Origin of the sequence: Acidiferrimicrobium sp. IK (genome assembly GCF_025499425.1) — a bacterium.
In the GTDB taxonomy this organism is placed as follows: Bacteria; Actinomycetota; Acidimicrobiia; order Acidimicrobiales; family Palsa-688; genus Acidiferrimicrobium.
Genome location: NZ_JAIMCB010000010.1, coordinates 53,809 through 72,001 on the forward strand (window position 1 = coordinate 53,809; position 18,193 = coordinate 72,001).

At 70.7% G+C, this 18,193-nt stretch carries 25 protein-coding genes and 1 tRNA gene; 19 read left to right on the forward strand and 7 right to left on the reverse strand.

What is annotated here, in order from left to right; genetic code table 11:
- Positions 1–4 precede the first annotated feature (4 nt).
- Positions 5–433 (forward strand): hypothetical protein, encoded by a 429-nt coding sequence (locus K6U06_RS16645; protein WP_262323084.1) that lies wholly within the window; start codon positions 5–7, stop codon positions 431–433.
- A gap of 15 nt (positions 434–448) precedes the next feature.
- Here the strand turns inward: K6U06_RS16645 and K6U06_RS16650 are convergent, their stop codons facing one another.
- Positions 449–625 (reverse strand): hypothetical protein, encoded by a 177-nt coding sequence (locus tag K6U06_RS16650; RefSeq protein ID WP_262323085.1) that lies wholly within the window; start codon positions 623–625, stop codon positions 449–451.
- A 151-nt stretch (positions 626–776) separates the two neighbouring features.
- Here K6U06_RS16650 and K6U06_RS16655 point away from each other — a divergent pair, with 151 nt between their 5' ends.
- The 5 genes from K6U06_RS16655 to K6U06_RS16675 are packed head-to-tail and all read left to right on the forward strand — an operon-like array spanning position 777 to position 3,223.
- Complete coding sequence (locus K6U06_RS16655) at positions 777–959, forward strand: hypothetical protein (protein WP_262323086.1); 183 nt, start codon at positions 777–779, stop codon at positions 957–959.
- Positions 960–1,004: 45 nt separating this feature from the next.
- Positions 1,005–1,496: an Asp23/Gls24 family envelope stress response protein gene (locus tag K6U06_RS16660; RefSeq protein WP_262323087.1), complete on the forward strand. Its 492-nt coding sequence runs from the start codon at positions 1,005–1,007 to the stop codon at positions 1,494–1,496.
- 8 nt (positions 1,497–1,504) lie between these two features.
- Positions 1,505–1,861 (forward strand): hypothetical protein, encoded by a 357-nt coding sequence (locus tag K6U06_RS16665; RefSeq protein WP_262323088.1) that lies wholly within the window; start codon positions 1,505–1,507, stop codon positions 1,859–1,861.
- A 17-nt stretch (positions 1,862–1,878) separates the two neighbouring features.
- On the forward strand, positions 1,879–2,451 hold the full coding sequence (locus tag K6U06_RS16670) for a DUF6286 domain-containing protein (RefSeq protein ID WP_262323089.1): 573 nt from the start codon (positions 1,879–1,881) through the stop codon (positions 2,449–2,451).
- A gap of 46 nt (positions 2,452–2,497) precedes the next feature.
- Positions 2,498–3,223 carry a hypothetical protein gene (locus tag K6U06_RS16675; RefSeq protein ID WP_262323090.1) on the forward strand — a complete coding sequence of 242 codons (726 nt, stop codon included), beginning with the start codon at positions 2,498–2,500 and terminating at the stop codon, positions 3,221–3,223.
- Positions 3,224–3,350: 127 nt separating this feature from the next.
- On the opposite strand, the gene K6U06_RS16680 is transcribed toward K6U06_RS16675, so the two are convergent.
- On the reverse strand, positions 3,351–3,671 hold the full coding sequence (locus tag K6U06_RS16680) for a YciI family protein (RefSeq protein WP_262323091.1): 321 nt from the start codon (positions 3,669–3,671) through the stop codon (positions 3,351–3,353).
- 42 nt (positions 3,672–3,713) lie between these two features.
- Positions 3,714–4,112: a DUF302 domain-containing protein gene (locus K6U06_RS16685; protein WP_262323092.1), complete on the reverse strand. Its 399-nt coding sequence runs from the start codon at positions 4,110–4,112 to the stop codon at positions 3,714–3,716.
- A gap of 128 nt (positions 4,113–4,240) precedes the next feature.
- Here K6U06_RS16685 and K6U06_RS16690 point away from each other — a divergent pair, with 128 nt between their 5' ends.
- The 3 genes from K6U06_RS16690 (at position 4,241) to K6U06_RS16700 (ending at position 5,660) form a co-directional block, all read left to right on the forward strand.
- On the forward strand, positions 4,241–4,591 hold the full coding sequence (locus K6U06_RS16690; protein ID WP_262323093.1) for an ArsR/SmtB family transcription factor: 351 nt from the start codon (positions 4,241–4,243) through the stop codon (positions 4,589–4,591).
- Complete coding sequence (locus tag K6U06_RS16695; RefSeq protein ID WP_262323094.1) at positions 4,588–4,863, forward strand: hypothetical protein; 276 nt, start codon at positions 4,588–4,590, stop codon at positions 4,861–4,863. Before K6U06_RS16690 ends, K6U06_RS16695 begins: the two co-directional genes overlap by 4 nt.
- 125 nt (positions 4,864–4,988) lie before the next feature.
- On the forward strand, positions 4,989–5,660 hold the full coding sequence (locus K6U06_RS16700) for a helix-turn-helix transcriptional regulator (protein ID WP_262323095.1): 672 nt from the start codon (positions 4,989–4,991) through the stop codon (positions 5,658–5,660).
- A 271-nt stretch (positions 5,661–5,931) separates the two neighbouring features.
- On the opposite strand, the gene K6U06_RS16705 is transcribed toward K6U06_RS16700, so the two are convergent.
- Entirely contained in the window at positions 5,932–7,221 is a 1,290-nt protein-coding gene (locus tag K6U06_RS16705; RefSeq protein ID WP_262323096.1) for a hypothetical protein, read from the reverse strand.
- A 236-nt stretch (positions 7,222–7,457) separates the two neighbouring features.
- On the opposite strand from K6U06_RS16705, the gene K6U06_RS16710 reads away from it, so the two are divergent.
- The 6 genes from K6U06_RS16710 (at position 7,458) to K6U06_RS16735 (ending at position 11,708) form a co-directional block, all read left to right on the forward strand.
- Entirely contained in the window at positions 7,458–7,679 is a 222-nt protein-coding gene (locus K6U06_RS16710) for a DUF2249 domain-containing protein (protein ID WP_262323097.1), read from the forward strand.
- Complete coding sequence (locus K6U06_RS16715; protein ID WP_262323098.1) at positions 7,676–8,059, forward strand: metal-sulfur cluster assembly factor; 384 nt, start codon at positions 7,676–7,678, stop codon at positions 8,057–8,059. Before K6U06_RS16710 ends, K6U06_RS16715 begins: the two co-directional genes overlap by 4 nt.
- 85 nt (positions 8,060–8,144) lie before the next feature.
- Entirely contained in the window at positions 8,145–8,543 is a 399-nt protein-coding gene (locus tag K6U06_RS16720; RefSeq protein ID WP_262323099.1) for a hypothetical protein, read from the forward strand.
- A 14-nt stretch (positions 8,544–8,557) separates the two neighbouring features.
- On the forward strand, positions 8,558–9,616 hold the full coding sequence (locus K6U06_RS16725; RefSeq protein ID WP_262323100.1) for a hypothetical protein: 1,059 nt from the start codon (positions 8,558–8,560) through the stop codon (positions 9,614–9,616).
- A gap of 76 nt (positions 9,617–9,692) precedes the next feature.
- Positions 9,693–9,784 (forward strand) — tRNA-Ser (locus tag K6U06_RS16730).
- Positions 9,785–10,013: 229 nt separating this feature from the next.
- Positions 10,014–11,708: a DEAD/DEAH box helicase gene (locus K6U06_RS16735; protein WP_262323101.1), complete on the forward strand. Its 1,695-nt coding sequence runs from the start codon at positions 10,014–10,016 to the stop codon at positions 11,706–11,708.
- Positions 11,709–11,842: 134 nt separating this feature from the next.
- Here the strand turns inward: K6U06_RS16735 and upp are convergent, their stop codons facing one another.
- Positions 11,843–12,487, reverse strand: a complete 645-nt coding sequence (gene upp, locus K6U06_RS16740; RefSeq protein WP_262323102.1) for a uracil phosphoribosyltransferase — start codon at positions 12,485–12,487, stop codon at positions 11,843–11,845.
- Positions 12,488–12,531: 44 nt separating this feature from the next.
- Positions 12,532–13,314, reverse strand: coding sequence for an SDR family NAD(P)-dependent oxidoreductase (locus tag K6U06_RS16745; RefSeq protein WP_262323103.1), 783 nt, complete (start codon positions 13,312–13,314; stop codon positions 12,532–12,534).
- Positions 13,315–13,459: 145 nt separating this feature from the next.
- On the opposite strand from K6U06_RS16745, the gene K6U06_RS16750 reads away from it, so the two are divergent.
- Together K6U06_RS16750 and K6U06_RS16755 are read left to right on the forward strand one after the other, a co-directional pair.
- A complete protein-coding gene (locus K6U06_RS16750; RefSeq protein WP_262323104.1) occupies positions 13,460–13,819 on the forward strand; it encodes a hypothetical protein in 360 nt (119 codons plus the stop codon).
- A 62-nt stretch (positions 13,820–13,881) separates the two neighbouring features.
- Positions 13,882–14,151, forward strand: coding sequence for a hypothetical protein (locus tag K6U06_RS16755; RefSeq protein WP_262323105.1), 270 nt, complete (start codon positions 13,882–13,884; stop codon positions 14,149–14,151).
- Positions 14,152–14,188: 37 nt separating this feature from the next.
- On the opposite strand, the gene K6U06_RS16760 is transcribed toward K6U06_RS16755, so the two are convergent.
- Positions 14,189–14,932, reverse strand: a complete 744-nt coding sequence (locus K6U06_RS16760) for an enoyl-CoA hydratase/isomerase family protein (protein ID WP_262323106.1) — start codon at positions 14,930–14,932, stop codon at positions 14,189–14,191.
- Between the two features lie 130 nt (positions 14,933–15,062).
- Here K6U06_RS16760 and K6U06_RS16765 point away from each other — a divergent pair, with 130 nt between their 5' ends.
- Positions 15,063–16,484: an FAD-binding oxidoreductase gene (locus tag K6U06_RS16765; protein ID WP_262323107.1), complete on the forward strand. Its 1,422-nt coding sequence runs from the start codon at positions 15,063–15,065 to the stop codon at positions 16,482–16,484.
- Between the two features lie 112 nt (positions 16,485–16,596).
- Positions 16,597–17,856 (forward strand): class I SAM-dependent methyltransferase, encoded by a 1,260-nt coding sequence (locus tag K6U06_RS16770; protein WP_262323108.1) that lies wholly within the window; start codon positions 16,597–16,599, stop codon positions 17,854–17,856.
- The last annotated feature ends 337 nt before the right edge of the window (positions 17,857–18,193 follow it).

An 18,193-nucleotide genomic window follows, 5' to 3' on the forward strand; every position in this document is an offset into this window, starting at 1 on the left:
AGCCATGGGCGCTGACGACCTTCCAGGACTGCGACGTGTCGACCGCTGGAGCATGCGGTGGCGGTTGGGACGGATCTGGAAGCAGGGGATGGCGGAGCGGCGCGCCGCCCGCCTCGATCACGCCCGGCGCCTCGAGGGGAGCGCCCTCAACGGTGCCCGCAGCGGCAGCGGTCGGCTGCTCGTCGACTCGGAGCTGTACCTGAGCGACGGGGCGAGCCTCGCCATCTGCTGCGCGCACGTCCCGACCTTCGACCGCCTGTTGCGGGCCCTACGGGAGGGTCCGGTGCTCCTCGAGCGCGTCGCCGATCACCGCCGGTTCATTGGTCTCTACTTCCAGACTCGCCGTGGCCCTCTGGCGATGCTGGTGCAGGACCTCGCGGTGCGCTCCGACGGCGGTGGCCTGCGCCGCACACCGACCTACAGCTTCGCGTAGCCCGCCCACACCCGCTCAGTCACCCGACGCCTGGACCAAGACCTCGTCCTCCTCGGAGGTGAAGGTGACGATCCGCTGCTCGAACCACACCTTCCGGCCTTCCCTGTGGGTTACCGGTCCGTAATCGAGGGTGTCATCGCCGTGCTGAAGGTCCGCGACCCTCCGCCGGACCACCTGCGTTCCCCTGGGCATCGCAACAGAACCTACGCGCTCTCGCCGGCGGGCTGGGGGCAAGCCCAGCCAGGAACGGTCGGACGCTTGGCGCACCACGCGTAGGGGTAGCGGTCTGGGTACTGGCGGTCGGCCTCGACCTACGAGGTCCCCGGTTGTGGGAGCGTGCAGTATGACAACGGCCCGGTTTTCCGTGCTCATAGGACTGGTGATCGGCGTGGTTTGGGCGTTCACTGGCATCGCGGGTGCCTTCGTGACCGCTCTGCTCGCGGCCGTCGGTGGCATTGTCGGCTACGTCGTCACCCACGGCATGGTCGATTTGAGCGCGATCGTCGGTCGCCGCGACGACGACTGACGAGTCCGGCCCATTTTCCCCACCTTCCCTTCCCAAGGAGCCCCCATGGCCCGCACCCTCCCCGACGCCACGACCAGCCCCGGTCTCGACGACCCCGCAGCGGATGGCAGCGTCACCGCGCCCGCCCCGACAAGCACCGACATCGTCGCCAGCGAAGGCGGCAAAGGGCGCACCACGATCGCCGAGTCCGTGGTGGCCAAGATCGCCTCGCTCGCCGCGAAGGAGGTCGAGGGCGTCGACACGCTCGGCGGGATCCTCTCGGGGGCCATCTCTGGAGTCGTGGGGCGGATCCGAGGCGACGAGCACCGGACCGCTGGAGTCGGGGTTGAAGTCGGCGAACGCCAGGCCGCAGTCGACCTGTCGATGACCGTCCGCTACCCGTACCCGATCCACGAGACCGCCGAGGCGGTGCGCGAGAACGTCATCGACCGCATCGAGGCCATGACCGGCCTGGATGTCGTCGAGGTCAACATCGCCATCACCGACCTGTCCTTCGACGGCACGGGAAGCCCCGGCGCCACCGGTCGGGTCGAGTAGACGATCGGATGACCCGTCCCGCCGCGGCCGCCGTCGCCGCCACCGCCGCCGACACGGCCCGACGCGTCCCCGGGGTGGTCGACCTCGACTCCGGCCCCCTCGGCACGAAGGTCACCTACGGCAGCAACGGCCGGGTGCCAGGGATAACGGTCCGCAACAGTGACGGTGCCCGCAGGGTCACGCTTCACCTAAAGCTGGCTTGGGGGCCGGTGACCCCGATCGCGAAGTCCGCCATTGACGCCGTGCTGGACGCCCTCCAGTCGGAGTACCCCGACGCTGGCCCCTGGCAAGTCGACGTCGAGGTTCTCGACATGGCCGACCCCGACGCCGTCGAGGCCCCCAGCCCGCGGGACGTCGTGGCGTGAGACGCCTGGACCGGTCCGTGGCCCTGCTCTTGGGCCTCGGCGTTGCCGGGGCGGCGGTCATCGCCGGGATCGAGACGATGCTGCTCGTGCTCGGCGAGCCGTCGCTGGTCGTACCGCGCTCGGACTGGGCCCGGACCCTTTCCAGCCTGCGCTGGAACGACACCGCGCTGGCGGTAGTGGCGGGCGGCGTGGCCGCCGGCGGGGCGCTCCTGCTCTTGGTGCAGGTGATCCCCCGCAAGCCAGTGCGCCTCCTGCTGCGCAGCGGTGCCCACGCCGGCACGTGGCTGTCGCGCAAGGGTCTCGGCCGCAAGGTCGCCTATGACGTCGCCGCGCTGGCGCAGGTGAGCCGCAGCTCCGCCAGGGTGGGGCGGCGCCGGGTCCGGGTCCAGGCCCGCCTGGAGCCGGGCATCGAGGCGGCGGCAGGCAAGGCGGCGGTGCTCGGCGCGGCCACCTCCGCGCTGGAGCAGTGGCCCCTCGTGGTGCCGCTGCGGGTGACGGCCCGGGTGCGGACCACCCGTCTCCCCACCACGCCCGGCGAGCGCCCCCTCGAGCAGCGAGCCGCGATCAGCGGGCCGGCGAGGGCGTCGTGAGCTGGGCCGGCGAGGGCGTCGCGAGCTCGGCTGCGACGGTTTCGTGGTGAGCGAACCCTTGGGCGGTCCGCCGGCGGGGGTCGCCGCGGCGGCCGCCGCCCCCCAGGACTCGACGCTTCTCGTACCCTTGGACCTCCCCGCCGCCCTCCCTGCGAAGGACCGTCGGCGGGTGGGCGCCAACTCGACCTCGACGGACCGGGTCAACCGGATCGTGCTCGGTTGCCTCGGCGTGATCCTGACCGCCGCCGGCGTCGCGACGCTGCTGCTCGCCAACGGCGCCCTCCAGTGGTCCGAGACCCCCGGGTCCATATACCGCCGGGGGACGGCTGACGCCCTCGGGGCCGCGAACCTCTCTGCTGCGATCGCCATGGCGGTGTGCCTGGTGCTGTTGCTCGTCGGGCTGCGTTGGGCGAGGGCCCAGCTGCGACCGGTCTCTGACGGCGCTCGGCTCGGGACGCTGCGCCTCGGGGACGGGGAGCGGGGGCGTACCAGCGTGCCGGCCTCGGCGGTCGGTCGAGCGGCCGGCGCCGACCTGGCCAGCTGCCACGGGGTTAGCGCAGCCCGGGTCCGGCTGCTGGCGATCCATCCGGTGCCCCGCGCCGTGGTCGTGGTCGAGATGGCGATCGACGCGGACCCCCGAGAGGTGATGCTCGAGGTCTCCGCGGCGCTGGGGCGCCTGGCCCGGGCGCTGGCGGCGCCGACCGTCGACGCCGACCTCAGGCTTCGCTTCGGGCGGGAACGCCGCGCCGGGAAGACCTCGCGGGTGCGCTGACCCGCCGGCGGTTGCCGACCGGCGGTTGCCTACCGGCGGTTGCCTACCGGCCCCCGGACCGTCCAACGATCCCCGGGGCGGCAGGTCGGCGCCTGGGGGCTCTGCCGGCCGGGGTGTGGCTCCTGGCCTACCCGCCCGGGCCGGTCACGATCGTCGGGCGCAGCCAGATCGACCACGGGCGGACGTCTTTGACAGCGAGGATCCCGGCGCGCACCCACGGATCTTCGGAGAACGTGTCCTGCACCCCGGCTGCGTCGGGCGCCTGCATGGCCATCAGGGCGACCACTCGAGGGTCGGGGTCCTCGATCGGGCCGCCCAACAGGATGCGACCGTCGTCCACCAGCCCGTCGGCGAACCTGGCGTGCTCCGCCCACAGCGCCTGGTCGCGGATACCACGGTTGTCGTCCCACGCCGGCCCCTGCATGGTCCTGACCGCGAACACCGGCACGCCGTCGATGGTAGTCGGGGCGCTGGCGGCGAGGCTGTGGCTTCAGCCCTGGAGCCGGGCCAGCACGGCTTCCAAAGTGTCGGCCGCCTCGGAGGCCAAGGCCTGCAGCTCTGCGCCGTTGGGGCTGTCGACGGTGGCGAGCAGCGCCCTCGGGTCGGCGATCGCCACTCTTGTGTGTTGAGGATCGTTCTGCTCGAGCACCACGTTGCACGGCAGCAGGAGCGCCACTGAGGCATCGAGCTCCAGCGAGCGATGGGCGAAGGCGGGGTTGCAGGCTCCCAGGATCTTCAGCGGAGCGCGCTCGACGCCCAGCTTCGCGGCCAGGGTGGACGCCACGTCGATCTCGGTCAGGACCCCAAACCCGCCCTCCGACAGCGCCTCACGGACCACCCGCTCCGCGTCGGGCATCGACATCGCGACGGTGGTTTCGAACGCTTCCATACCAACCTCCAAAGGGATCACACCCGACGCAGGCCGGCCGATGCCGCCCTGAAGCTCAGCTCATCCTATACCCCCCCAGGTACAATGCTACAACTACACAGTTGTTTAGTTGTGTTACCGTGGTTGGCGTGGCACTCCCGTCGCCGATCCCTGACGCCCTGGTGGATCTGATCGCGCAGCGTTTCCGGGTCCTGGGGGAGCCGACCAGGATCCGGCTGTTGGACGCGCTCCGCGACGGTTCGGCCACGGTTGCCGAGTTGCAGGTCAGCACCGGGGCTTCGCAGCAGAACGTGTCCAAGCACCTGGGGATGCTCCTGGACTCGGGCCTGGTCCGGCGGGCCAAGTCCGGGAACCGCTCCTACTACTCGATCGCCGACGAGAACCTCTTCGACCTCTGCGAACAGGTGTGCGGGAGCCTCCGCCGCCGTCTCTCCCAACTCGACGTACTGCTTCAACCACAAGGAGAACCGACCCCATGACCCCCACCACGCCCCGCGCCACCTCATCGAGTTGGCCCCTCGAGCGAGTCCTATTTGCCATGGCTGGCTCGGTCACCCTGCTCTCAGCGGTCCTGGCCGCCACGGTGTCGAAGTGGTTCTTGCTGCTGACGGCCTTCGTCGGGATCAACCAGTGGCTGTATGTCAGCGTCCGGGCCTGCCCAGTGTCCCTCGTCCTCAAGCGGACGTGCGGGTTGCGCTCATCGCTGTATCCGGCCGCGACGGCGACACGGTCCACGCTCGGCGGGCGGTGAGCCCCAGGCCGGCGGCCGCGGATCACCACCGGCCGTAGCTGGCAACTTGAGCCCAGTCCGGGCTGGGTCCTCCCTGAGAGTTTCTTCCGGTGTAGGCTAGAAGATCAGACACCGGAGGATCAGGCATGGTGGACGATTCACTGCAGCAAGAGGCGAAGGCGCTGGGCGATCCGACCCGGAACCGCCTGTTCCGTTACATCGCTGACGCGCCTGAACCGGTGGGCGTTGCGGAGCTCACCGACTACGTGCAGTTGAACCACAACGCGGTCCGCCAGCACCTCGCCGTCCTCAAAGCCGCCGACTTGGTGATCGAGGAAGTCGAAGATCGCGCTCGGCCCGGTCGACCCAGGCTTCTGTATCGGCTCCACCCCGACGCCTCGGGACGGTGGGGCACCGCCGGCGCCTACCCGTGGCTGGCCACCTTGCTGGCCCATGCTTTGCGTCGCAGGCAGGACCCGCGCCAGGCGGGACGCCAAGACGGCCATCAGCGCGCCGCGGAACTGTCCGGCACCGGCGACCCAGTCGACCTTCTCGCAGCGGAGATGGAGCGCCGGGGCTTCCGGCCGACCAGGGTGGAGAAAGGGCGGCGAGTTGAGTTCGTCCTCGGACGGTGCCCGTTCGCAGAGGTGGCCGAGGCCGATCCGGGTACCGTCTGTCAACTGCACCTGGGCCTGTCCGAGGGCCTAGCCGAAGGGCTTGGCGGTCTCGACGTCGAGCGGTTGGTGGCCAAGGACCCCCACCGGGCCGGGTGTCGTCTCGTGCTCCACCGTGAACGTTCGGTCGGGGCCACGGCCTGAGGCCAGAGAAATGGCCGAACGATCGAGGGCTGCCGACAGCGCGGCGGGGTCAGAGGGCGGCGACAGTGCGTGCTGGGCTCACCTCGTCTGCCCCGAATGCGGCGCGGTGGTGAGCGAAGGGCATCGAAGCGACTGTGACGTTCCCTCCGGCGCCAGGCCGGGCACCGCCGACGATCCGCCGCCCCCAGCAACTGGATGATCTAGCTCGTCGACGGGCGCCCGACCTGGTTCATCGCCCGGCGCAGCGCGTCCGCTTCAGTTTGAGTCATCGTCACCGGGAGAGCCCCTGGTACGCGGCGGTCTCGGTGACGGGGTCACCGAGAGGGACCCGGGTGGAAAGCATGTGCAAGGGGACGGTGCTCAAGTTGGCGGCCACGATCAACCCGGTGACCACGAACAGCCCACCTCCGAGCGCCGTCAACACGGGCGTGGCAGCGGCCAGACCACCGCAGAGGGAGGCGATCCCCGCGGTGACCGCCGCGTAGGTGACCACGGCCCACCGGCGGTCGTAGAGATCGGAGAACATGAGCGGCTTGCCCGCCGGGTTCTTGTCGACGCCGTGGGACCTCAGCGACGCCCACGCGATGAAGGGCACCACCTTGTGGGCGTGGCCGACAAGCGTCTCGAGCAGCCAGCCACCGAACGCCGCGACTGCGGCCGCAGCTAAAGTGGTTCCCCGGTGGTGGTCGTGGCCGATCACGATGCTCGCGGCCAACGCCAGGGCCGCCCCGGTCACCAACCACAGCGCGGACGTGACTACGAACAGCAGGTGCAAGTCAGGGGCCCGGCGCCGGTGACGGGTGTGGGCGAACAGCGAAAGGAGATGGCTGCCGAGCCCGACGGCCAGGATCCCCACGCCCGCATACGCCAACGGGGGCAGACCTATCAACAGGCCTGGTGATAGCAGTGCCACCCCCAGCGGAGTGGCCCACACTGCCACCCGTCCGGGCAGGCGCCGCCCGGGGACGTGAGCCAGGAAGAACATCGGCCACAGCTTTTCGGCCACCGCCACGTAGCTCAGCCCGAGCCAGGCGAACAGACCGATCGTGGCGTGAGCCAGCACGACGTGACCCGACAGATCGAACCAGTTGCCTCGCCGATCGGCAACGTAGACCACGCCGAAGCAGGCGGTGGCCACGAAACCGCCCAGGGCGAAGCGCAAGCCGACCACGGGGGACCCTTTGCCGCGCGCCGCGAGCGAGGCGGAAAGATTTGTGACCAGCAGCAGGACCGCTACCGCAGCCAGGCCCCCGCCGGCTTCCACCACCGCTTCATGCTCGGTAGCGAAACCCAGGGGGAGCAGCCATGCGGCACCCAGCCAGCTGGCGAACGTGGCGTACGCCAGACGCACCGAGCGCACCGGCCGGCCGGTGACGACCGGCGTGAACTGGTGGAGGGCTCCGAGCACACCCATCGACAGCGTGGCCAGCATCCCCAGGTGGGCGGCTGCCACCACCCGATCGGCGGTCGGATCGCTGGCTGCGGCGTTAGCCGCCCAGACCCATGCCGCGCCGCAGGCGACCAGACCCATCGAAGCCGCCGCCATGAAACTGAGAGGCACCTGCGGAGGCGGAACCGCCCCGGGCATGCCGGGAGGGCGTCCTCGCCAGGATCCCGCCGCCGGAGCCGCCGTCTGGTTGTCAACCGTCATGGTGCTAATATATCTAGCTAACGCTAGAGTTACAACCGGGACGGGGACACACTGAAGGTGCTCCTGTAGCAAGGCGAACGTGTAGTTCTAGCCCTCTAAGACAAACAGGGAGCCTTCAACTCCCAGTCACCGAAGGGACCCAGCACATGGCCATAGTTGATGCCCGTCCCCTCATCGCCGCCGGTGAGGAACCGTTCGAGACGATCATGTCGGCGGTAGCCTCGCTCCCCGCTGGTGAGGACCTAGTGGTGCTAGCCCCATTCGAGCCAGTCCCCCTCGAGGGGGTCCTGTCCTCACAGGGCTTCACCTACGAGCCAGAAGACATCGGTGGAGGTGACTGGCGGGTGACGTTCCGCCGGCCGGCGTGAACCCGCCGAGCCCTCCCGCAGGCACCCCGGTCCAGACCGCTACCGACCAGGACCGGCAGGCGAGTGAGCAGGTCGAGGCAGTCGACGCCTCCTGGGCGGCGCTGACCACCGTGTTCGATCCGGAGCTGTGCCTCGACGTGGTCGCGCTCGGGCTGGTCTATGACGTGAGGATCGAGGACTCCAAGGTGGTGGTCGAGATGACGCTCACCACCCCCGGATGCCCGGTGTCGGAGAGCCTCCCTGAGCAGGCCCGAGCGGCGATCATCGACGCCACCGACGGGACTGTCGGTGTCGACATCAGGGTCGTATGGGACCCGCCGTGGAACCCGACGCTGATGGACGAGGCTGCTGCGTCGGCTCTGGGTTTCCGGCCGCGCTGATAGCACCGACCAGCGGTGACGGAGCCGCCAGCACAGGCAAGAACTCACGATTTGGTTCAGGGGGAGCACGAGGGAAGGAGTTGCAATGGAGTCCTATTCGTACGGGCAGCACCAGCACTGGCTGGAGACTGCGAGACCGCTCGACCACGAGGCGTTGCTAACCCTCGCCCGGAAGGTCTGCGCGGCTGCTTACGACGCCGACCCGTCGCGGATGGCGTCGGCGGCGAAGCACTTCAGCGACGCGTTCGGTCGCCATCTACTCGTCGAAACCGTCGCGTTGGGCCGGGTGACCCCCCGTGAGGCTCGCATCTTGAGGAAGGGACAGGAGCGCATCTGCGCGCTGGCATCTGAGCTGGCCGTCAGCGCCGGGCGGCACTGCCAACGACCGCAGCACGACTGCGAGTCCCGCGCCCAACAGCTGCTGGCCCTGCTCACCCTCCAGGCGCGAGACGAGCATCACGCCTGGGGAAGCCAAGCAGCGTAAGGACGGAGGACGGCATGGTCGCACTGTTCACCAATCTGCACTGGAGGCAGCCTGAGATCGCCTCGCTGCGCGAGCGGACTCAGCCGGAGCCGGACATCCCGATACCGGTGATCGCCTGCCACCCCCTCTTCAGCTTCGAAGGGCGCCCCGGCGGTATCGCGGTCGGCCCTGATCGCACGATCTACGTCAGCGACCCCCAAGCCTCGGCCATCTGGCGAGTCGACCCGGGCGGCGACACGGAGCGCTACAGCCCGCCGCCGGCGTCCGGCCAGTCCGCGTCCGACCAATCTGCGTCCGACCAGTCCGCGTCCGACCAGGGCCGCCTGTTCGGGCCGGCCGGGATCGCCCTCCGAGCGGATGGTTCGCTGGTCGTGGCCGACCCCAGCCGTCACCGGATATCGCTGGTCGGGCCCGACCGGTCGGTGCGGGTGCTCGCGGGTGGGTTGAGCGGCTACCGGGACGGGACCGCCGGCGAGGCCATGTTCCACGTTCCCATGGACGTGGCGGTGGCGCCGGACGGCACCTGTTACGTCGCGGACACCGGCAACCACCGGATACGAGCAATCTCCCCAGAGGGAGAGGTGACCACCCTGGCCGGGTCGATCTACGACTTCGGCGACGGCCTGGGGCCCCACGCCCGGTTCCGTGTACCCGGGTCCGTCGATGTCGACGCTGAGGGCGTCTGCTACGTCGCCGACACGGGCAACAACGCCATCCGGAGGCTGTGGCCCGACGGCACTGTCGCCACGCTCGCCGGCGGACCGGTCGGCGGGGACCGCGACGGCGCCGGGCGCGCCGCCAGCCTGCGCTGGCCCGGCGGCGTCGCGGCAGCAACGGACGGATCGATCTGGGTGGCGGACTTCGGCAACGGGTCCCTGCGCCACCTAAGCGCCATCGGCGAGACGGCGACGGTGTTCAAGATCTCAGGGCTGGGATACCCGACCGCCGTCGCCGCCCTCGCTGATGGCGGCGTGGTCGTGGCCGGGTTCTCGTCGAGCGGCGACTCCCATACGGCGTGCGTCATGGTCCACCGAGCCGACCGACTCGCGGCACCGCTCGGCTCCTCCCGATAGGCGCCTGACCAGCACTTCACCTCTCGGCGGGGCCTCCTGCGAGGCCCGGCCCCGTCGGCTACCCTTGGCCTTCCGAGGAGAGGTGCGAGAGCGGCCGAATCGGACTCACTGCTAATGAGTTGGCTTGGGAAACTGGGCCCGAGGGTTCAAATCCCTCCCTCTCCGCCAAGGTGCCGCCGGTAGGCACCGCCTGACAGAAGTCCTGGCCACAACGGCCGGGCTTCTTCCTGGGTCGGTTCGGCGTCCTGGGGTCGGCTTGTGGGTCGCGGGGTCCGCCAGGCTCGGGGCCTCGGCTTGGTCCGGCTCGACCCGGCCATAACCGGTGCGGCCACAGCCGTGCTAGGGGCGTGTCAGACTGAACAGCCCTCCCCGTGACCGCCTCTCCCCCCGACTCGCCATGACCCGCCAGATCCGACTCCGCCCCTGGCAGAAGGCTGCGCTGGAGCGCTTTCGCAGCTCCGGGCGACCCGACTTCCTGGCCGTGGCGACGCCCGGCGCCGGCAAGACGACCTTCGCGTTGACCGCGGCGCTGGGCGAGATGGCCACCCCCGGCGGCCCCCGCCGTCTCATCGTGGTCGCCCCCACCGCCCACCTGAAGGTCCAGTGGGCGCGGGCCGCGGCCAGCTTCGGCATCCATCTCGAGCCGACCTGGGCGGCGGCAGACGGTGCCCTCCCCGCGGACATGCACGGCATCGTGACCACCTATCAACAGGTGGCGACCAGCGCCCGGGTGCTCGCCGGGCTGGCCACCGACGCGATGGTCATCTTCGACGAGATCCACCATGCTGGCGACGACCGGGCCTGGGGTGATGCGATACGTACCGCCTTCGGGCCGTCCCGGCGGCGGCTGTCGCTTTCTGGGACACCGTTTCGTTCTGACACCCTGGCCATCCCTTTCATCACCTACGCGCTCGAAGAGGCCCGCCCCGACTTCGAGTACGGCTACGGCGCAGCCCTGGCCGACGGCCGCGTCGTGCGACCGGTGTACTTCCCGCGCACCGGAGGGCAGATGGAGTGGAGCGCCCCCGACGGCGCGGTGGTGTCGGCCACCTTCGATGACGCTCTCGACCAGGTTCGGGCCAACCAGCGGCTGCGCACCGCTTTGTCACTCGAGGGCGACTGGCTGCCGACGGTGCTGCGCTCGGCCCACGATCGCCTGACCGACATCCGCCGCACCCACCCCGATGCCGGCGGCCTGGTCATCGCCACCGACCAGGACCACGCCAAGGGCATCGCCGACGCGCTGGCCTGGCGGCATTCGGTCCGCCCGGTGATCGCCACCTCCGACGATCCGTCGGCATCGGCTCGCATCGCCCGCTTCGCGGCGTCCGATGAGCCGTGGCTGGTCGCGGTGCGCATGGTGTCGGAGGGCGTAGATATTCCCCGCCTCCGGGTCGGGGTGTACGCCACCACGACCACAACCGAGCTGTTCTTCCGCCAGGCGGTAGGACGCTTCGTGCGCTGGACGCGCGGCGTGCCAGCCCAGCGCAGCTACCTGTACATCCCCGACGACGCCCGCCTGCGGGCCCGGGCGTTCCAGATCGCCGAGGTCCGGCGCCACAGCCTGCGGCCGCCATCGGAAAAGGAGGAGACGCCGATAGACCCCGCTGCACTCGACGAGCTACCCGCCACCAACCGGGAGGCCGGGGACGACCAGCTCTCGCTGTTCGCGGTGATCTCCGCAGTGGCGACCGACACCGACACCCACGGCCACGACGAGATGCACGGCGAGTCGGGATCCGACGGGGCGCTAGACGGCGCCGACGACGGCCCTACCGACGTCGAAGAGGACGACCCCAGCCTGCTCGTCGCCCTGCCGGCGCTGGCCACGCTTCACGCGACGTCGCCTGGCGCCGGCGGCGACCTCGTCGGGCCCGACGGCACGGTGATGACCCGCCGGGAGCACAAGGCCAAACTCCGGGAGGCCAACGCCGAGCTGGCCCGCGCCCTCGTCCACCGGACCGGGTGGCCGCACGCCAAGGTCAACGCCGAGCTCAACCGCCTGGCGGGGGTGCGCCGGATCACCGAGGCCACCGCCGAGCAGCTCCAGCGGCGCCTGACTCACGCCGAGCGGTGGTACGCGAGGGTCTAGACATCCCACCGGGCCAACTCGTCAAGCGGCGGATTGGAGGCGGTGAGCCCCGCCGGGGCGAGACCCGAGGGTCGGTTCGAGGTCCAGTTGCGCACCGACGGGGGTGGTCAACTGGCCGTCGAATCCGGGCGCGGTCACGACGGCGGCGGCCCGAACAGCCGGTCACCGGCGTCACCGAGGCCGGGGACGATGTAGCCGCGCTCGTCGAGCTCGTCGTCGACGGCCACGCAGGTGACCGGGACGTCGGGGTGGGCGTCGTGGAAGCGGGCCAGTCCGGGAGCCGACGCCAGGAGGCACAGCGCGTCGATCCGCGCCGGCCGGCGGGAGGCGACCAGGTCGACGGCGTGGGCCAAGGACCCGCCGGTGGCGAGCATCGGGTCGCACACCGCGACCCGCTTGCCCGACAGGTCGTCGGGCAGGCCGTCGAGGTAGGTGACCGCGTCGAGAGTCGTCTCGTCGCGGCGCATGCCTAGGTGGGCCACCTCGGTGTGGGGGACGACCATCTGCACCCCCTCGACCATGCCGAGGCCGGCCCGGAGGATCGGCACGACCAGGAGGTGGCCGGTCACCGACCGGGCGTTAGCCGCCCCGATCGGCGTGATCACCTCGATCGGGACCGTCTCGAGACCCCTGAAGGCTTCGTAGGCCACGAACACCGACAGCTCCCGGGCCAACGTGCGGAAGACATCGCTCGGCGTGCGGGCGTCACGCAACGCCCCGACCCGGTGAGCCACCACCGGGTGCTCGACCACTGTCACGCGCCGCTGTTGCGAGGTCATCCGCCAATTGTGGCCGGTCAGCGCCACCCGGGCCGGCGAGCGGGTCAGGCGCCTTCCGGCTTGCGGTTGACCAGCCAGGAGCGGGCCTGGTCCCGGGGCCGCACCACCACGTTGTCGATGTCGACGTGCGCCGGACGAGTGGCCACGAATGCGACAATCTCCGCGATGTCGTCGGCGCTCAGCGGGGTCACGCCCCGGTAGACCGCGTCGGCTCTCTCCCGGTCGCCGCCGAAGCGGACCTCGGAGAAGTCGGTGCGCACCATGCCCGGGTCGATCTGGGTGACCCGCACCGGCTGGCCGATCATCTCGAGGCGGAGCACGTCCATGACGGCCCGGCTGGCGTGCTTGGCCGCGTTGTAACCGGCACCGCCTTGGTAGGGCTCGAAGGCCGCGATCGACCCGATGCCCACCACCAGCCCGTTACCCGACGCCAGCAGGGCCGGCAGCAGCGCCCGGGTCACCCGCATCGTGCCGAGCACATTGGTCTCGTACATCCAGCGCCAGTCGTCCTCCACCGCAGCGCTGAGCGGGTCGAGACCCTTGGCGCCGCCGGCGTTGTTGACCAGCACCCGCACCTCGGGGACCTCGGCGCAGAAGGCGTCCACGGACCCCTGGTCGGTGACGTCGAGGGGCAGCGCGCGAGCCTTGGCGCCGAGCGGCCCGGCGACCTGCTCGAGGCGGTCCAGGCGCCGGGCGCCGAGGACAACGTCGAAGCCAGCCGCGACCAGATGGCGGGCCGTCGCGGCTCCGATGCCGCTGGAGGCCCCGGTGACCACTGCGACACCCCGGCTCGGGGTCTCCGGCGGAGTCGGGATGGGGTCGTTCACGGTTAGCTCCTCAGGGGTGGGTCCGGCGACTGACGGGCGGGCCGCCGGCGGGCTGGCGCCGGCGGGCTGGCGCCGGCGGGTTGGCGCCGGCGGGTTCGCCGGAACGGTAATGCCCGACTCCAGGCCCCGGCCTACACTCTGCGGCGTGCCCGGCTTGGGGATCGACGGCGACGACCTGGTGGTGCGGCTCTCACGGTGGGAGAAGTTCTGGGCCTTCCACGGCGAGGTGCGCGTCCCGCTCAGCGCGGTGCGGGCAGTGGCCGTCGCCGAACGCCCGTGGTCCGAGCTGCGAGGTTGGAGGTCGACAGGCACCGGGTTCCCTGGCGTCGGCGCGCTCGGCACCCGACGCCACGGCGCCGGGCGCGACTTCGTGGCGCTGCGCAAGACCGGACCCGCGGTGCAAGTCGACCTCAACGGCAACGCGTTCGAGCGCCTGGTCGTCTCCGCCGCCGACGCCCCCGCGGTCGTGTCGGAGATCGCCACGGCGGCAGGAATCGGGCACTGAACCCCACAGCCGGGATCGAGCCCCGCGTCCCTGCGCCTTCGGCCCCGCCTCGCTGGCTGATCGTGCTCGATGCCGTGGTGTTGGCGGTCGGGTTGACCGTGGCGGGAATCGGGTTCCCAGCGTCGGCGGACAGCGGCTTTGCCGACCGGCTGATGACCGCCATCGGCGCCCGCACCAACGGGGGGACAGTGGCTTGCACCATCCCCGGGGACCTCCGTCCCGGCAGGCGATTCGAATGCCACGGCGTCGACGCCTCCGGTGGGTACACGGTGGAGGTCACGATCCTGGACCGCCGCGACCACTTCCAGCTCGCTTTCGCCCGCGCCGTATAGAAGCTGGCGCGAACCACGGCCCTGTGCCGAGGTCTGGTCAGCGGCGGGTGGTGGTCTCCAGGTAGGCGGCTACCCGCTCAAGGGTGTCGGTGGCCGCCCACCGCTCCCTCACTGCGTCGTCGATGGCCCGCCGCTCGGCGACGCGTTCCAGCACCGAGGACCACAGGTAGGCCTTGGTCATCGCGGTCACCTCCGACGGCATCGCAGCCAGCGCCCCGGCGGCGTCGAGAGCCGCCGCTTCCAGCGACCCGGCATCCACCACCTCGTCGGCCAGGCCGGCGGCCACCGCAGCATCGTCGGTCCAAAGCCGCCCGGTCCACACTGCTTCTCCGGTGCGCCGGCCGCAGCGCGCCGCGAGGATCTCGATCGCGGCGACGGGGAACGGCACGCCCACCAGCAGCTCCGACGCCCCGATACGAGCGTCGGTGGCCAGCAGCCGGCGGTCGCAGGACGCGGCCAGCACCGCCCCGCCGGCGATCGCCGCGCCGTTGACGGCCGCGACCACGGGGAAGCGCGCCCGTACCACCGCCAGGAACGCGTCCGACAGCGCCGGCAACAGCGCGTCGACGTATTCCGGGCCGCCCTCGACGTACCGGCGCAGATCCACCCCGGCGGAGAAGACCCTGGCGTTGCCGGTGAGTACCGCCGCGCCGACGTCCTCGGCCTCCAAATCGGCCAGCGCGGAAGCCAGAGCGACGAGCAGCTCCACGTCCATGGCGTTGACCTTGCCGTGGTCCATACGGAGCAGAGCGACGCGACCATGACGCTCCACGTCGATCATGCGGACGGCCTCAAAGCGATGTGCATGCACCGAGTCTGGCGGCGCCGCCGGCCTCGAGCCACTCGAAGCGAGGCCGGCAGCCACGACGCCGGCACGGCGTGCTTTTCCCAGCCGATAGCCTCGATTCCCGATGGCGTCCACGGTCCCCTCCGCACCCGCATCGTGGGTCGCCTACCGGCATCGAGTCGAGGCGCTCAAGGCCCAGTACGAAGCCATTCCCGCCGGCGACCCGGTCCGCCTGGCGAAGCGGACCTCGAACCTGTTCCGACCCCGGGCCCGCTCCACCCGGCCCGGACTGGACGTCGCCGCCTTCGACGGAGTGATCGAGGTCGATCCCGACGCCCGCACCGCCGACGTGCAGGGCATGACGACCTACGAGCACCTGGTCGACGCGACGCTTCGCCACGGGCTGATGCCGCTCGTGGTGCCGCAGCTGAAGACCATCACCCTCGGAGGGGCGATCACCGGTCTCGGCATCGAGAGCTCGTCGTGGCGGTCGGGCATGCCGCACGAATCGATGCTCGAGCTGGACATCCTCACCGGCGACGGGCGGATCCTGACCGCCACCCCGGACGGGGAGCACGCCGACTTGTTCTTCGGGTTCCCCAACTCATACGGGACGCTCGGGTACGCCCTGCGGGTGAAGATCGAACTGGAGCCGGTGCGCCCGTTCGTCCACCTCCGCCACGTACGGTTCGAGTCGATCCGCGACCTGGTGCCGGTCCTGTCCGAGGTCTGCGAATCCGGAGCGTTCCACGGGGAAACGGTGGCGTTCGTGGACGGGGCGGTCTTCGGGCCCGACGAGTGCTACCTGGTGCTCGGCTCCTGGGCCGACACCGCCCCCGAGGTCAGCGATTACACCTGGACCGAGATCTACTACCGGTCGATCCAGCACCGATCCGAGGACTGGCTGACGGTCCGCGACTACCTGTGGCGGTGGGACACCGACTGGTTCTGGTGCTCCCGGGCCTTCGGCGTGCAGCGGCCGTGGGTCCGCCGGCTGCTCGGCCCGTCCCGCCTCCGCTCGGACACGTACTGGAAGATCATGGCCCTCGAGGACCGCTACCACGTCAAGGCCCGCATCGACCGCCGCCGGGGTCTGCCCGAACGGGAGAACGTCATCCAGGACATCGAGGTGCCGGTGTCGCGACTGGCCGAGTTCGTCGAAGGGTTCGAGCGCGAGGTGCCGATCCTCCCGTTCTGGCTGTGCCCGCTGCGGGCCCGCCGGCCCCTGCCCTCGAGCGGTGGTCCCGCACCGGAGCCGCCCACCTGGGACCTCTACACCATGGACCCCTCCGAGTTGTATGTGAACGTCGGGTTCTGGTCCAGCGTGGCCCTGACCCCCGGCATGGACCCGGCGCATCACAACCGGTGGGTCGAGGACGAGGTCGAACGGTTGGGCGGGCGCAAGTCGCTGTACTCCACGGCGTTCTACGACGAGGAGCGGTTCTGGCGGCTCTACAACGGGCCGGTATACCGCAAGCTGAAAGAGGCCTACGACCCCGGCGGACGGCTCCTCGACTTGTACGCCAAGTGCGTGGCCGGGCGGTGAGGGTGCTGCCGTCCTGCTCGCGACCGGCTCGCTCGCTGCGGCCTTCCCTGCCGTCTAGCTCGCTGCCGTCGTCGTCATCGGTGTTGCCGCCGTCTCACAGGAGGACCTTTCGTTGAACATCGCGTCGGCTCTGGAAAAGGTGCTGGGTGGTACGACCCCCCTGGCCTTCTCGGCCTGTGACGGCAGCAGCGCCGGTCACCCAGACCCCGTTGGTCGGATCATCATCCGGGACCGCCGGGCCCTCAATTACATGGTCACCGCGCCAGGCGAGCTGGGTCTGGCTCGGGCGTACGTGTCGGGCTACCTCGACCTGGAAGGCGACCTGCACGACACCATGGTCCTTCTGGCCCGAGACACCGTCGGTGGCCTGACCTGGGCGGAGCGCCTAGAGGTCCTGCGCAGCTTCGGCGTCGGAGTCCTGCGCCCGGTCCAACCGCCGCCCGAAGAGGTCCGCCCCGGACTGTGGTGGGGTCTGCGCCACAGCCTCGACCGTGACTCGCGGGTGATCTCGCACCACTACGACGTGTCCAACACGTTCTACGAGTGGATCCTCGGCCCGACGATGGCGTACACCTGTGCGGTCTACCCGACCTCGGAAGCCACCCTCGAGGAAGCCCAGATCGAGAAGGTCGACCTGGTGTGCCGCAAGCTCGGCCTCCAACCCGGCCAGCGGCTCCTCGACGTCGGCTGCGGCTGGGGGACCATGGTCCGCCATGCCGCCGCCGAGTACGGCGTCAACGTGCTCGGCGTAACCCTCTCGCGCCAGCAAGCCGAGTGGGGCCAGAAGCTGATCGCCGACCAGGGCCTCTCAGACCGCGCCGAGATCCGCCACGCCGACTACCGCAGCGTCACCGAAAGCGAGTTCGACGCCATCAGCTCGATCGGGCTAACCGAGCACATCGGACTGGCCAACCTGCCCGCCTACGCCTCGTTCCTGGCGTCGAAGCTGAAGGCCCGCGGTCGGCTGCTCAACCACTGCATCACCCGACCCGACGTCACCGGTGACGGGGTGCGGTCCAAGGGGTTCATAAACCGGTACGTGTTCCCCGACGGCGAGCTGGAAGGCGTCGGCACCATCATCAGCGCCCTGCAAAACGCCGGTCTCGAAGTGCGCCACGAGGAGAACCTCCGCGAGCACTACGCCCGGACCTGCGCGGCGTGGGCTGCCAACCTGGATGCGCACTGGACCGAGGCGGTGGCCGAGGTCGGAGAAGGGAAGGCCCGGGTGTGGCGCCTGTACCTCACCGGCAGCCGGTTGGGGTTCGAGCAGCGCCGCATCGAGCTGCACCAGGTCCTCGCGGTCAAGACCGAAGACGGCCAGGCGGCCATGCCGTTGCGGCCGGACTTCCGCCGGCGGGTCGCTGCGGGATAGGCCGGCCGGCCGGCGGCCGGGCGGGCTGGCGGGGGGCGAGGGGGGCTGGCCGGGCGGGATAGGCGGTCCGGCGGGCTGGGCGGTCGCGTCGGGGCTGGGCGACGCGGACGGCCCCTGCTGGGCGGCGCAGCAGACTCGCGGCAGCCACCCGGAGAGCAGATGTCTCAAACCCGCGCTGGAGCGCGGGTTTGAGACATGTGCTCTTGTGAAAGCGGCCCGGCCGGAGGGCCGCCAGCAGCCGGCGCGCCCGCAGAGCAGGTGGCCGCAGGGCAGGTGGCCAGCGGGTGGAGCAGCGCTCAGCCCCGCCGAGCCAGGCCGGCGAGCCAGGCCGCCAAGC